This is a genomic window from Saccharococcus thermophilus (assembly GCF_011761475.1).
Lineage (GTDB): Bacteria > Bacillota > Bacilli > Bacillales > Anoxybacillaceae > Saccharococcus > Saccharococcus thermophilus.
Genome location: NZ_JAASRS010000001.1, coordinates 426,148 through 441,479, shown reverse-complemented (window position 1 = coordinate 441,479; position 15,332 = coordinate 426,148). Strand labels below are relative to the sequence as shown.

Genomic DNA, 15,332 nt, shown 5'->3' with positions numbered 1-15,332 from the left:
TTTGGTCATAAATTAGCTAAACTTTTGTTAAAAAGTAAAGCCCGTTTCTCTTCCAGCGAGGTGATTTTTGTTTTGTTACAAAAATATTACACTGTAAAAGGATACGGGGAAAATGAAATAGTTATTGAAAAATCCCGTTTTATCTGCTATATCAATAGAGCAACGACGGAAGAAGAAGCCGTTCAGTTTATTCAACAAATCAAAAAAAAGCATTGGGATGCGACCCATAACTGTTCCGCTTATATTATCGGCGAGCACGATCAGATTCAAAAAGCGAATGACGATGGTGAACCGAGTGGAACGGCGGGCATTCCAATGCTCGAGGTGCTGAAGAAAAAAGGGCTAAAGGACACGGTTGCCGTCGTCACCCGCTATTTTGGCGGCATTAAGCTCGGAGCCGGTGGCCTTGTCCGCGCGTATGGAAAATCCGTCTCCGAAGGCCTGAAAGCAGCGGGCATTGTCGAACGCCGCCTTATGCGCATCATGCATGTGGTCATTGACTACACATGGCTTGGAAAAGTGGAAAATGAATTGCGTTCCTCGGTGTATACTATAAAAGATATCCATTATGCTGAAAATGTGGAACTAGAAATTTTTGTAGAAGAAGCAAACAAGCAACTGTTTGTGGAATGGATGACAGAACTCACCAATGGAAGAGCGGAAATAAAAGAAGGCAACACGGAGTATTTAGAGGAATTAATCGAAATATAAATGATATAAAAAGCCTGTTGGGACGGTAATATTTTGCAAAAACTAACTGAAAAGAGGGTTACTGTATGATGGAACCACGAAATACAAGAAGATTAGTAAAAAAGAAAAAGAAGAAAAAGAAAAAAATCCGCCTACTTTTACTCATGATATTTTTCCTGTTCATCGGGTCAATAAGTGTGTTCGGATACAACATATATTCGGCAACAAAAAAAGCTTCAGAGAAAATATACCAGGCGCTCGGTTCGTCAAAACGCACTCAACACATTGAAATACGAAAAGACCCTTTCACCGTTTTATTGGTTGGGGTAGAAAATCAGTATCACGATGAAGAGGGCCGTTCAGATGTCATTATGCTTTTAACCGTAAACCCAAAAACAAACAAAGTTTATTTGTTAAGCATCCCTCGTGATACGCGCGTTTATATTCCTACAGAAGGCAGAAAAGATAAAATCACGCATTCCTACAGCCATGGTGGTATAGAGTCCACCATCGCTGCGGTCAACGAATTAATTGATGTCCCAATTGACTATTACATTACCACCGACTTCGATGGTTTCCAAAAAATTGTCGACTCCATTGGCGGAATCACAGTGGATGTTCCGTTTACGTTTAAAGCTCAGTTGACCGGCTCATTAAAATGGCACACCTTCCATAAAGGGAAACAAAAACTGAACGGAAATGAAGCACTTGCTTATGTACGAATGAGAAAATCCGACCCAAGAGGCGATTTTGGAAGAAACGAACGTGAGAAACAGGCAATCAAAGCAATCATTGAGAAAAGCACTTCTATCACTTCCTTGACGAAACTCGACGATATTATTTCAGAGTTAGGCGATCACGTGCGTACAAATATTCCGCCTTCCGATTTGTTATCTTTTATTTATTTTTACCAAGAAATGAATAAAGCGCATGTCGAAAATCTCCATCTAAAAGGCTACGATGACACGATCAACGGAGTATATTACTATATCCCAGACGAAGAATCTGTCAGCACCATTACAAAAACGTTGCAACAAGCGCTTGGCGAAGCAAACACTTCTTTGACTAAAAACGACTCAGCTGCCAATACTGCTGCGTCAAATTAATGACAAAGCTTCTCTCATGGCATAAGCTTATGAGAGAAGCTTTTTTATTTCATCGTATCCCCTCGATAAATCCCCCCTTTTCCAATACGTAAGGGAAATATCTACAAATATCTTCCCATAATTCTTTAAATCTCCATAATTGTTCAAATTCTAGCGTATTCCTCCATTTTCTTTCATTCTCTTAAATTATAGCACTTAATTCGTATTGGAAATTACGACAAAATTCGCTATCATAGTATAGAAAATACCAAAGCACGGGGGGATACCATTCGTGAAAAAACTCATCATTTCTACTATTCTCCTCACATTTCGCACCCTAACAAGGTCAAAACAAAGGATTTTTTATTTAGTTTTTCAGAATAACTTTTTGACCAACACAACGAGCGATGGCAATCCTTTTTTTACCATCGCTGGTCGTTCCGTATCACGTTACACGTAGATGCTCTCATCCATGCCCAATCCCTGCAGAATCCTTCGCTGATCAGGGGTAAGGGAGCGATCCAGTGAGCGTTGGATGCGCCCATCCGGCAGCTTGAACAGGACGACGTTCACATATTGAAACAGCTGAAAAATCGCCTGTCCCGTCGGCCGGGTCAGCTTGCGGCCTCCAGGACCCTTCAACGGGTGTTCTGGAGTAATAAACTGACGCACTCGGCGCTGAAAAACGCGGTAAATAGCCAAGGCCAACAGAAACAAATAGCCTAATACTGCGACCCGTTCTGGTTTTTTGACGTAAATCTCATCCGTGAAAAACGGATCTTTCAAAAAAGCGAAGTTCATTTCCACCGAGATCTGCCCTTTATACAGCTTCAAGATCTCTTGGGCATCCATGGGTTGGCCCTTCCATTCCTTCGGAACGGTCGTGACAAGGACAAACCGGGACGCTTTCCGTCTCGCCTGTTCCCACGCGTCTTGGTCGAATTCGACGTCAAGGTGCAAGAAATACAGCGTCTCCACCTCGGGTTCCGCCCCTTTTTTCGGCCGTCCGCGCCGTTTTTTCAGGCGTACGATCTCTTCGACCGCGGCCTCAACCCGATGAAACCGGGGGCGAAGGGACGCCTTGAGGGACGCCAAGGCTTGTTCGGCATCTTCCCGGCAGGAGAAGGGGTGACGCTCCCAACGGGCTTGTTCCTCGCGAAGAAGCTCCGCTTCTTTGGTTCGTTCTTTTTCAAGCGTCTTTCCTTTTCGCTGGTCGAGCGCGCTCGATTCAACAACGATCAGCCGAACGGGGTGGCCTTCATACGTCGAGGCCGTTTCCCATACCCGGTACGTGGCGCCGTTTCTCTCCGCCAACGTAAAGGGATCGCTCCACGTCGTGTCCTCAGCATCCGCTTCGGCCAGCGCGGTTTTCACGATCCGGAGCGACGAAGGGCCTCTGGTGATCAAAAAGGCGTTGGCCGCTTTGGTTTGCGCCAGGGTCTCTTTCGTCATCGCGGCGGAATCGGCCACGTAAATCCATTCGTCTTCGATTTTGGCCTGCTTCAGCTGTTCATGGACACGAGACAGCACCTCGGGATTCCATGTTTTATCGGGCAGGTTGCCATCGTGCACATCGCCGTAAAACGGGATGCCGTCCTCGTTGCCGACCAGTCCGAAACCGATCTGTTTTTGCCAACGATGATGGCGGTTGTAGCCATGTGTGATTTGTAAGGCCTCTAACGAGGCCGATTCATACGCGCCGTAAACGGTCTTGTCCGTCGTATCGGCGTGGAAGGCTCGGAGGGAAAGGCCTTCTTTTCGATAAATATGAATCAAGCAAGTGCTGATGACGTTGTGAATGCCAGCCTCATACAGGCGATCGAGATGACGGGCCAACGCATCGTCGTTCAACCAGGAAGGATGGAGATCGGGACGGATGAGTTTCTCACAATCGACCTCCTGAGCCCAATGTTCCAAGTGAACAAGGGCTTGCCGGCCGTCAAACACATTGTAGAGGATGGCCTGAACGGCATCGCTGACTCGCGTTTGGCACTGCGGATCGACGGGCACGAGATGGTCAATCAATTGAGGCAGACCCAGTTTCTTGAATAGGGCACTTATTATATTCAAATAAGAATTGCGATAGACCTTTTTGACTTGAACGTTCATAAGTGAAAAACTCCTTTACGTTCCTTGTGTGTCAAGGATTCATTCGACATCGGAACGAAAAAATCCTCCCGATTTTCGTCGAGAGGGTGCGAAATGTGAGATTTTAAAGGTGCAAAAGTTTCTTATTAAAAGACGGAGCATGCTTGGCGCTATTTCATAACATTTAAGGCAAAAAAAGAAACCAGTGTGACCAATATGGACACGCTGGTTTCTTTTTTATCTTTTATTCGGAAAGATGTTTTAATAAATCATCGACAATACGACTCCACGAATATTCCTCTACCGCCAATTTTCTTCCATTTTCCGACATAGTACGGTATTCCTCTTCGGAAATTTGCATTAGCTCCCGTATGACGGCAGCAATTCCTTCTGGTTGCTCTGGAGGTGCGATTCTCCCACAGTGATACGTTTCCAAAATTTTGGCGCTCTCTCCGGCTCCACAATAAAGAACCGGCGTTCCTGTAGCGATAGCCGGAAAAATTTTGGATGGCCGCGCCCCTTTAAATAAATCAATATTACGCAGCGACACAATACTGTAATCCGATATGGAAAAAATGTCAGGCATTTTCGATACAGGCACGGAACCGTAAAACGTAACATTATCAAGACGCAGCTCTTCTTTTAACTGGATTAGCTTTTCCCGCTCCTGGCCATCGCCGACAAAGAGAAAGTGAACATTTGGATATTCGTCTTTAATTAAAGCGGCCGCCTGCAAAACAGAGTCCAATCCTTGTGCATATCCCATCGTTCCGGCATAAGTAAACACCACTTTGTCTTCTAATCCTAACTCCCTTAATAGCTCTTGATTTTTTGGCAAAGGTTTGAATACATCTGTGTTTACCCCGTTTGGCAATAAAAAGACATCCTGCGGCGCTTTCCCTTGTTCAATCATATAATCACGAATGCCTTCTGTCGCTGCTGCGATTTTCCATGACTTTTTGTATAAAAACAACTCAAGCCATCTTGCCATCCGGATAAATGCTTTATTTTTCAAAATTCCTAGCTCTACCGCGGATTCCGGCCAAATATCGGCGACATTAAATACAAATTTTGCCCTTTTTAGCTTTGCCCCAAGATAGCCGGTAATTCCTAAAAACAAAGGCGGGGAGTTGCAAATAATCACATCTGTCGGCTTCGATTTAAAAAGGGAATAAAACGAGCTGAATGTAAAAGAAAAGTAAGAAGCCAGCCTTTTCCAAAAACTCCCTTTTGGGGACGGATAAATCCATGTACGGTGAACAGGAATACCATCCCATTCTTCAAATAAATAAAACATTCCGCGATATTCTTCTGGAATGACTCCTTTCGGATGATGCGGAAACGCCGTCAACACTTCCACTTGATGACCTCTTTTGATCAGTTCCTTGCTCACTTCGTATACTCGAATTTGCGGTGCGCCCGTCTCAGGTGGAAAGTGTTGGCACAAATAAATGATTCTCATAATTGTTTCAGCTTTTCCTTTAAGTATTGTTGCAATTTATCTTTTAAATCCGGGCGCTTTAACGCAAAATCGATGGAAGCTTGGAGAAATCCAAACTTATCCCCCACATCGTAACGCATCCCTTTAATAATGTAGGAATATACTTTTTCCTTGGACAATAATCGGTCAATCGCATCCGTTAACTGGATTTCCCCTTTCGAATCAGGAGACACTTGTTCTAGCATATCAAAAATGGTTGGGGTTAAAATATACCGGCCAATGATCGCTTGGGTGGACGGCGCTTTTTCGATGGCTGGCTTTTCTACTAATCCTTTTACCGCAAACAATTCACCATTTTGTTCGGCATAGTCGACAATCCCATATTTGTTTACTTCCGAACGCGGTACTTCTTTTACGCCAAGAATGCTTGATTGCACCTCATTATATTGTTCAATCATTTGCCGCAATGCTGGAACATCGCTATCAATAATGTCGTCTCCTAAAAGCACGGCAAATGGTTCGTTACCGATAAATTTCTTCGCACATAAAACAGCATGTCCAAGACCAAGCGGTTCTTTTTGGCGAACGTAATGAATATCGACTAAATTCGAAATCGACTCAACGATTTTCAGCATATCATGCTTTCCGGTCCGTTCCAAAAGCAATTCTAACTCGACAGATTTATCAAAATGGTCTTCAATCGCCCGTTTGTTTCTCCCTGTCACAATGATGATGTCTTCAATGCCTGAATGGACAGCCTCTTCTATAATATATTGAATAGTCGGTTTATCAACAATTGGCAGCATCTCTTTCGGCTGCGCTTTTGTAGCTGGTAAAAAACGAGTACCAAGACCTGCTGCCGGAATCACTGCTTTTTTAATCATCCTTCACACCTCGTTTAATGTTTGCTTGTATAAGCGAAGCATCTTCATTGCATTTTCAATCCAATTGTAATGTTCTTTCACATGAAGAACCCCGTTTTCTCCCATTTTCGCGCGTAACTGTGGGTCACGCAAAAGTGTTTCAAACGCTTCCGCCAACTTTTCCGGGCTCTCTTTCGGTACGACGAATCCAGTTATTCCGTCTTTCACCACTTCCGGCAATCCCCCTACATTGGATACGACTACCGGAACCCCGCAAGCCATTGCCTCTACCGCTGCCACGCCAAAACTTTCGCTATCTTCCGTTGACGGTACAGCGAAAATGTCCATTTTGTTAATATAAGTTGGTACGTCTGTATTCGGAACTCGTCCGGTGAATGTCGTCACACCGCTAATCCCCAATCTTTCTGCCAATTCCTCGTATTCTTGACGCTGCGGACCGTCACCGACAATGACTAATTTCGTATTCGGATAACTTTTATGAACGATCGCAAACGCTTTGATCAAATCAGCGATACCGTATTTGTCGGAGAGCGCTTTGACCGTGCCGATTGTGACAACGTCTTTTTCGCGCTTTTCCAGCGGTTTAAACTTTGTTAAATCAACACCAAACGGAGTTACTTCAATATGCTTATTCGTGTATTTTTTCGTTTCCATCGCCATGACATGGCTCGTCGAGCAAATCATATCTGCTCGCTCCAAAGCAAACTCGACAATACGTTTATTCATATTGTTTTGTTGCGGAAATTGATAAATATCTCTTCCCCACACGGAGACATAAAATGGATGATAATTGGAAAGAGCACCGACAAACCCATAACTCGACACATAATGAGCATGTAAAATGTCAGGTTGAAACGATGTCAACAGTTTTTTTATGGCGAATATGCTCGAAATATAGGATAATTTCCCGGGTAACAATTTCGGTAACACTATTGTTTCGACTTCTTTCGCGTTTTCTGGCGAATAATGGTCTTTAAAAGTGACCACTTTGACATCGATGCCGTTTTCTTTATAAAACAATGCCCATTTATGGGTGTGAATCGATTTGCTCGGGGCCAACAGCAATACTTTCATTCGTCTTCCCCCATTAACGTCTTTTTCACTTTTTCTACTCTTGCCACCCATGAATGCTTTGCCACAAACGTTTGTGCAATATTGTCACGGTATCCATCCAGCGATTCCATCATCGTTTGAATGGCCTCCGCCATCGAATGTTTATTATCATCACAAATAATACCGTATCCATCCGCTTCAATAAAACGCTTCTGCGCCAAGCAGGACGTTGCCACCACCGGCAGTCCGTTGGATAAATATTCGACAAGCTTGACAGGTACGGAAAAATCGTTATATTCGCTGCGAATTCTTGGAATAAAAGCAAAATCCATCTGTGCATACAAGCGATCTAATTCTTCTCCGCTCACATGCTTTACCTCTGCTTGCAGCTGTTGGATTCGTTCTTTTTTCGAAACAGGCAAAGCATCATATTCATCCTTACGGCATACGACCGTTAAATGGACAAAACGTTGATGGCGGTTGACGACTTCCAATGCGTCAAGAAGCAACGGCAATCCATAGTCATCATTATTAATACCGCCGACATAAATTGCTTGGAAAGTACTGTCATGATGCCGTTTAGAAGGGAGCGCTTTTTTCTTTCCCCCAGGCGGCAAGTCGACCATTGGCCGCCGGATGGAAACATATTTTCCCATTTCTAAACTAGGCAAAAAAATGACATCACAATATTTTTCATAAAACCGCTCTTCCCACCGATAAATCGTTTGCATGATCTTTTTCTTCCACCCTTTAAGCGGGTAGAGCTCATCAAATTTCCAATACACATCACGATAAAAAACCCCTACAGGAACATGGCGCTCCTTTAAATAGCGCAGCACTTTCCAATCAACCAATGGCCGTTGCGGTTTATGTCCCGGATCGGTCAACCATAAAGGAATGGTTTGATTCTCCATATAGCAAAACAAAAGATTTGTCAGCTTCCCTTCGTTCCGGAGCTGACAAAATTGCTTCTCTCTTTCCGCTGAGGTTCCGGAAATAAGAATCACTTCTATTCCCTCTTTTGCGCCCCATTCACAAAACGCGTTGTACATTTCATGCGGCCTTAATTTCGAGCCGCTATTCCGTTGTGCAGCGAGCGGAAAAGGATAGTAAACAAGCACCTTTTTCATCGTAAACCCCTCATTGAGCATTTAATTTTTAAGTATGCCGCGCTTTCGTATGAATGACATGAAATCCCCTTTTACGCGCAAGAATAATACCATTCCGCCAAACAACACCATAAGCAATATCCAAATTGGGTTGAATAGAAAATCGGTAAAACCTCCGACAATCGTGCGCGGAATATTCACTGAAAAATAGACGAACAAGCTAAGGAAAACTGGATTTTTTGGTAAACGAATAAAGCAAATATAGAGAAGTTGAATGATCATTCCCACATAAAACGTGCCGATGATAATGCCTAAGTAACCAAAATTGGCATATGCTTCCGCGACAAAGAGCGTATTTAACACGCCGCCTGTTCCATCCTCGATCCGCTCTGGAAATACATGGGCCATTACCATCCGCGCAGAACGAATATTCTCTAAATCAAATAAGCCCGTAATGAACGTAGGCAGACTTCTTCCATGCAGAAACGGAAGCGCTTCGCCAAATAAATTCAAATGCAAAAAGGTTGGGGTAATTTGGGCAAAAAGGATCCGTCCAAGCGGTCCTTTATTGTATGACAGAAATGCCCCTACGTCATTAACACCTTGAATGACGACATACATTCCAATTAACAAAATACTTCCTGCCAGTCCATATATTAATACTTTGGCAGAAGACAATCTCGTTTTTCCGATGTAAATACGCACAAGCAAAAACATAATCAAGTAGAAAAAAATAGGCGATTTTGCCAAATCATATATATTAATAAACACCGCTGCGGCAAACAGCACGAGAAACAATAATTTCCAGCGCGCTTCATTCGTCAATACAGTAAAAATATAAGCAATTATTGATAAAAGAGGAGTTAACGAAATCGCAAAAATATTACGAAACAGTACATTTCCCTTAAAATAGCGAGATGCTTCAATGCGCAATTCCGCTAAACTGGTATGTCCATGCCCTTTTAATAATGCAAAAATCGGAACATGAGGCGTTTTCCAGATAGTATAGACAATCGCCAATAAGCTTACGCCTGAAAGAAGTAAAAACAAATAAAAAAACTCATTACGATTAGCGGTGATGTGCTTAATCGGGCTTTCTAAATAACGGTGAAATTCCTTTTTTGCCTCAAACCCGCATAACCTGGAAACCAACAGCATCGAAAGCGGCAAGAAAACCATCACAAAACAAACAACGGCAAAGCCAATCACACGATATTCTTCTGGCCTAAATAGTTTCTTCGTCATATAATAATCATCAATGCCCAACACAATAAACAGTGAACCAATAAAGCTAGAGACAAGCAATGAATAGTAATAGACAATGGAAACAAGATTCGGTTGGACAATCGAAAGGCTTCCTGAAACATAACGAAACAATGCCGTCGATATCAACAGTACAATAATCCAGATTAACACATATAACATCGGACTACACCCTTATGCGCGTTCAATAGCCTCAACGATTTTCTCAGCGGCTTTGCCGTCACCAAATACGTTAGAGTACACAGGATGTACTTCCTTCTTGACCGCTGCAACAATTTTTTCTACATCCGTACCGACAAGAATATTTGCTTCTGTCTCAAGCGTTTCCACCCACTCGGTTTGTTCGCGAACCGTAACACATGGTACTTGCATAAAGTATGCTTCTTTTTGAACACCGCCTGAATCCGTAATAATCTTCTTCGCGTTGCTTTCAAGCGTCAACATGTCAAGATATCCGACAGGTTCAATCACTTTTAAGTTTGGAATGTTTTCCACGCTTAAACCGTATGCCGCCAACTTATTTTTCGTACGCGGATGAATTGGCCAGACTTTCATCTCTTCAATTTGCGCAAACGCTTCTAAAATATTTTTCATGTTTTGGACATCATCCGTATTTTCGGCGCGATGAATCGTAATAAGATGGTATTGCTTTGACTCTAAGCCAAGATCTGAGAGAATCGTTGATTTTTGTTTAGCCAGCTCTTTATTGTACAACACCGCGTCATACATCACATCGCCAATATTGATGACATTTCGCGTGATGTTTTCCTTTTTCAAGTTTTCAACGGCCGTATCCGTCGGGCAGAATAAAAACTCAGAAACGTGGTCCGTCATAATACGATTAATTTCTTCTGGCATTTTTTTGTTAAAGCTGCGTAATCCCGCTTCAACGTGAATGACTGGAATATGCAGCTTTGCCGCCACGAGCGCGCCGGCAAGCGTTGAGTTCGTGTCGCCATACACGAGCACATAATCTGGCTTTTCTTTTAACAAGATTTCTTCAATTTTGATTAACATTTCTCCCGTTTGCTTTCCGTGACTGCCAGAACCGACGCCAAGGTGATAATCCGGCTTCGGTATATTTAACTCTTCAAAGAAAATATCAGACATATTCGCATCATAATGTTGTCCAGTATGAATAATAATCTCCGTATGTTTTCGTCTCAATACGCGCGACACTGGAGCCGCTTTAATAAACTGTGGTCTTGCCCCTAAGATTGTTGCGATTTTCATACTATCAACCCTTTACATTTTTGATATAGTCTTTTACCAAAAAAGAATTAATATTGTATGGATTATAGTAGTGAGTACCATTAACTTTAAAGGATAAATTCTTTAAATAATTTAGATAGTTGCCTTGGATTCCAAACCACTCCATCGGGTCTTGATAATATTGCAACAAAACCCTTTTCTTATTATATATTTTTTTCAAAAAAGGATAAAGGATACCGTATTTCTGCTTTAAGGACACGTTTTGATGCCCAGGCATTTTCGGCTCATGAAAGTAATCAGGGAACATTTTATAAAGCGTGTAATTATACAAATATTTTTTATAACGAAGATGAACAGGAATCTTAAGGAAAAATTGAACGATCTCATCATCCCAAAGAGGGATTTCCCAAGATTGTCCATAGTATTCATACACTCTCACTGAATTGATAATAAATTTTCCTTGACGTTCCTTCCAATCCCAATATTCAAATAATGCACTAGCTTCTTCTTTCGTCTCGTAAGGAAAGTCCTTAATCGCAGCAACGATTTCTTCCTTCACGGAATTTAGCGCTTTCTCATCATCTGTCATCCACAAACGATGATGTTTTTTCATAACTTCTTGAGTGATGTCCTTTAACTCATATTTTTTGTCCAATGTTAACTCATAAGAAAGATGGCTCCCAGCTATAAAATCTCCTGAATGTCCCGGAATAAACACTGAAAAATCATGTTCGTTTTGTAAAATGAATTGTTTAACCGCAGGCCAATCTTGTAAATGAGGAATCGCCGCATAATTCGCGGCATATTTCACATAGTCTTCCCACTCTTCTGAGCTATACCATGCCTTCCATGCTTCTCGTGTATACGGATATATCGTCCATTTCAAACCAAGTCTTTCAGCAATGCTTTTACTTACTTGAGCTTCAGGATTATTGATATTTCCGTAAGTAAATGCTTGAATATTTTCAAGCCCAAATTCCTTAAGCATTAAGGCAATAATTCGAGAATCATATCCTCCACTTAAAGGGATTACAATATTCTTATTTTTGACCCGTTCATATAATCTTGAGAATACACTTTGAAAAACTTGCTGTAACTCTTCGGATGCCGTTTGTAGATCTATGTTAACTGGGCTATGGAAAAAGGAAAAATATCGTTCCTTTTTTAAATTTTTATTTTTCACTTGTACAAGTTGGCCAGCTTCGATTTGATAAACTCCTCGAAGCAATGTTCTTTCATTTGCCACATAACCGGTTAAAAGCATTTCCACAATGGAAGTATCATCTAAAGGAGACAAAGGCTCCGATATTTTATCTGTAAAAATCCATTGTTCATTCGCCTGATCATAATAATAAAAAATAGGAATACTTCTTTTTCTATCTACTGCGGCGATTGCTTCAGAATCCTTTAAGTAAATAAATGCAAAATCTCCTGTTAATGCTTCCAGTTGCCTTGGTTCAAATCCATTAAATAATTCGTTAATATTGTCCAATCTCTTTCCGTTGTAATAACAATAACCCGCAAAATAAAGTTCTGCTTCGGCCAACTCGTATTTTTTCCAAACAGATGAGTTTTTTATATTTACATGAACAGGTTTCAATATAATCACCCTAATTTGTTTGTGTGATTGCCTTTTTAAAGTCTTTATCCACTCTGCACACGCCTATGGTTCCTAAGTAACCTAGCCAAATTGCCGCAATATACAACCAAGAGAAATGATGTTCCTGAATATAAATAATCAAGAAAACCGCTATTAGCATCGTGACAAACAGCGTCGACATTTTCCCAAAAGAAACTGGCACATAGTATATTTTTTGGCTTTTAAAAAATATATAAACAAAAGCAACGACATAAGAAATTAAATATGCTGCTACACTTCCCCAAATGGAAAATAGCGGTATAAGAGTCAAGTTTAAAATCACATCTAATACTGCCGCAATCCCAAAAGCGTATGAAATATATTTTGTTTCTTTCTTAATAAAAATTCCTACAGAAACAATCATATAAAAGAAATTTAAGAATGTAACGGCTGAAATTGGAGCGACATATTCATAGGCATCATAATAATTTTTATGTAAAAGCAAAATAACTTTCGGCATAATTGTTGCAACGATTAAAACACCGATCATTCCTAAAAGCCAAATCGCCATAAAAATTTTGGCAAAAATATCTTTACTGTTTGGCTTATCTTTCATCGACATGGAATATGGTCTCCAAGCCATTTGGACACCGCTTGTTAACAGAGTAATTAGTGATGCAAACCTCGTTGCCGCACCGTAAATACCCACTTCCCACGATGAAGTAAATTTTTGCAAAAACATGCTGTTGGAGTTAACAATAACCCAAAAAGCAATGGAAGCAGGAACGGATGGCGCCGCATATACCAAAATTTCTTTAATAATTTCCTTATCAAATGTAAACTTGATGAACTTAACCGTTTCCCTCAGTATAAATACAGAAATAATAACGGCAGCAACCCATCTTGAGATAAGAATTCCTTTAATAGACGGATCTAAAAAGCGAAGAAACAGATAAGATAAAACGGCAGTCAGCAGCATTTTTGCTAATGTAAGAGTAACTACTTTCACTGTCTTAAATTCATAACGCAAAACAGTTAAAACAAGTGTAGTTACTGTATCAAACAGCAAGGTAAACATGCTCCAACTCACATTTCGCACCCTCTCGACGAAAATCGGGAGGATTTTTTCGTTCCGATGTCGAATGAATCCTTGACACACAAGGAACGTAAAGGAGTTTTTCACTTATGAACGTTCAAGTCAAAAAGGTCTATCGCAATTCTTATTTGAATATAATAAGTGCCCTATTCAAGAAACTGGGTCTGCCTCAATTGATTGACCATCTCGTGCCCGTCGATCCGCAGTGCCAAACGCGAGTCAGCGATGCCGTTCAGGCCATCCTCTACAATGTGTTTGACGGCCGGCAAGCCCTTGTTCACTTGGAACATTGGGCTCAGGAGGTCGATTGTGAGAAACTCATCCGTCCCGATCTCCATCCTTCCTGGTTGAACGACGATGCGTTGGCCCGTCATCTCGATCGCCTGTATGAGGCTGGCATTCACAACGTCATCAGCACTTGCTTGATTCATATTTATCGAAAAGAAGGCCTTTCCCTCCGAGCCTTCCACGCCGATACGACGGACAAGACCGTTTACGGCGCGTATGAATCGGCCTCGTTAGAGGCCTTACAAATCACACATGGCTACAACCGCCATCATCGTTGGCAAAAACAGATCGGTTTCGGACTGGTCGGCAACGAGGACGGCATCCCGTTTTACGGCGATGTGCACGATGGCAACCTGCCCGATAAAACATGGAATCCCGAGGTGCTGTCTCGTGTCCATGAACAGCTGAAGCAGGCCAAAATCGAAGACGAATGGATTTACGTGGCCGATTCCGCCGCGATGACGAAAGAGACCCTGGCGCAAACCAAAGCGGCCAACGCCTTTTTGATCACCAGAGGCCCTTCGTCGCTCCGGATCGTGAAAACCGCGCTGGCCGAAGCGGATGCTGAGGACACGACGTGGAGCGATCCCTTTACGTTGGCGGAGAGAAACGGCGCCACGTACCGGGTATGGGAAACGGCCTCGACGTATGAAGGCCACCCCGTTCGGCTGATCGTTGTTGAATCGAGCGCGCTCGACCAGCGAAAAGGAAAGACGCTTGAAAAAGAACGAACCAAAGAAGCGGAGCTTCTTCGCGAGGAACAAGCCCGTTGGGAGCGTCACCCCTTCTCCTGCCGGGAAGATGCCGAACAAGCCTTGGCGTCCCTCAAGGCGTCCCTTCGCCCCCGGTTTCATCGGGTTGAGGCCGCGGTCGAAGAGATCGTACGCCTGAAAAAACGGCGCGGACGGCCGAAAAAAGGGGCGGAACCCGAGGTGGAGACGCTGTATTTCTTGCACCTTGACGTCGAATTCGACCAAGACGCGTGGGAACAGGCGAGACGGAAAGCGTCCCGGTTTGTCCTTGTCACGACCGTTCCGAAGGAATGGAAGGGCCAACCCATGGATGCCCAAGAGATCTTGAAGCTGTATAAAGGGCAGATCTCGGTGGAAATGAACTTCGCTTTTTTGAAAGATCCGTTTTTCACGGATGAGATTTACGTCAAAAAACCAGAACGGGTCGCAGTATTAGGCTATTTGTTTCTGTTGGCCTTGGCTATTTACCGCGTTTTTCAGCGCCGAGTGCGTCAGTTTATTACTCCAGAACACCCGTTGAAGGGTCCTGGAGGCCGCAAGCTGACCCGGCCGACGGGACAGGCGATTTTTCAGCTGTTTCAATATGTGAACGTCGTCCTGTTCAAGCTGCCGGATGGGCGCATCCAACGCTCACTGGATCGCTCCCTTACCCCTGATCAGCGAAGGATTCTGCAGGGATTGGGCATGGATGAGAGCATCTACGTGTAACGTGATACGGAACGACCAGCGATGGTAAAAAAAGGATTGCCATCGCTCGTTGTGTTGGTCAAAAAGTTATTCTGAAAAACTAAA

General features: G+C 42.7%; 12 protein-coding genes. 3 read left to right on the top strand and 9 right to left on the bottom strand.

What is annotated here, in order from left to right:
- The first annotated feature begins 72 nt into the window (after positions 1-72).
- Both BDD39_RS02405 and BDD39_RS02400 read left to right on the top strand, forming a co-directional pair.
- A complete protein-coding gene (locus tag BDD39_RS02405; protein WP_166907815.1) occupies positions 73-711 on the top strand; it encodes a YigZ family protein in 639 nt (212 codons plus the stop codon).
- Positions 712-776: 65 nt separating this feature from the next.
- Positions 777-1,796, top strand: coding sequence for an LCP family protein (locus tag BDD39_RS02400; RefSeq protein ID WP_243845967.1), 1,020 nt, complete (start codon positions 777-779; stop codon positions 1,794-1,796).
- 429 nt (positions 1,797-2,225) lie between these two features.
- Here BDD39_RS02400 and BDD39_RS02395 read toward each other — a convergent pair whose 3' ends face one another.
- From BDD39_RS02395 to BDD39_RS16645, 9 genes are all read right to left on the bottom strand, one after another.
- On the bottom strand, positions 2,226-3,884 hold the full coding sequence (locus BDD39_RS02395) for an IS1634 family transposase (protein ID WP_015863777.1): 1,659 nt from the start codon (positions 3,882-3,884) through the stop codon (positions 2,226-2,228).
- A 223-nt stretch (positions 3,885-4,107) separates the two neighbouring features.
- On the bottom strand, positions 4,108-5,325 hold the full coding sequence (locus BDD39_RS02390; protein WP_166907813.1) for a glycosyltransferase family 4 protein: 1,218 nt from the start codon (positions 5,323-5,325) through the stop codon (positions 4,108-4,110).
- Complete coding sequence (gene galU, locus BDD39_RS02385) at positions 5,322-6,188, bottom strand: UTP--glucose-1-phosphate uridylyltransferase GalU (protein ID WP_166907811.1); 867 nt, start codon at positions 6,186-6,188, stop codon at positions 5,322-5,324. The genes BDD39_RS02390 and galU overlap by 4 nt, the downstream gene beginning before the upstream one ends.
- A gap of 3 nt (positions 6,189-6,191) precedes the next feature.
- A complete protein-coding gene (locus BDD39_RS02380; RefSeq protein ID WP_166907809.1) occupies positions 6,192-7,262 on the bottom strand; it encodes a glycosyltransferase in 1,071 nt (356 codons plus the stop codon).
- On the bottom strand, positions 7,259-8,371 hold the full coding sequence (locus BDD39_RS02375) for a glycosyltransferase (RefSeq protein ID WP_166907807.1): 1,113 nt from the start codon (positions 8,369-8,371) through the stop codon (positions 7,259-7,261). The genes BDD39_RS02380 and BDD39_RS02375 overlap by 4 nt, the downstream gene beginning before the upstream one ends.
- Positions 8,372-8,392: 21 nt before the next feature.
- Positions 8,393-9,775, bottom strand: a complete 1,383-nt coding sequence (locus BDD39_RS02370) for an O-antigen polymerase (RefSeq protein WP_166907805.1) — start codon at positions 9,773-9,775, stop codon at positions 8,393-8,395.
- A 12-nt stretch (positions 9,776-9,787) separates the two neighbouring features.
- A complete protein-coding gene (gene wecB / locus BDD39_RS02365) occupies positions 9,788-10,846 on the bottom strand; it encodes a non-hydrolyzing UDP-N-acetylglucosamine 2-epimerase (protein WP_166907803.1) in 1,059 nt (352 codons plus the stop codon).
- A gap of 4 nt (positions 10,847-10,850) precedes the next feature.
- The gene (locus BDD39_RS02360) at positions 10,851-12,425 is read right to left on the bottom strand and encodes an asparagine synthase family protein (RefSeq protein WP_166907801.1); all 1,575 of its coding nucleotides are present in this window, start codon (positions 12,423-12,425) and stop codon (positions 10,851-10,853) included.
- A 10-nt stretch (positions 12,426-12,435) separates the two neighbouring features.
- Positions 12,436-13,494 carry an oligosaccharide flippase family protein gene (locus BDD39_RS16645; RefSeq protein WP_166907799.1) on the bottom strand — a complete coding sequence of 353 codons (1,059 nt, stop codon included), beginning with the start codon at positions 13,492-13,494 and terminating at the stop codon, positions 12,436-12,438.
- A gap of 95 nt (positions 13,495-13,589) precedes the next feature.
- Between BDD39_RS16645 and BDD39_RS02350 the strand changes: the two genes are divergently transcribed.
- A complete protein-coding gene (locus BDD39_RS02350; RefSeq protein ID WP_015863777.1) occupies positions 13,590-15,248 on the top strand; it encodes an IS1634 family transposase in 1,659 nt (552 codons plus the stop codon).
- Positions 15,249-15,332: the final 84 nt, after the last annotated feature.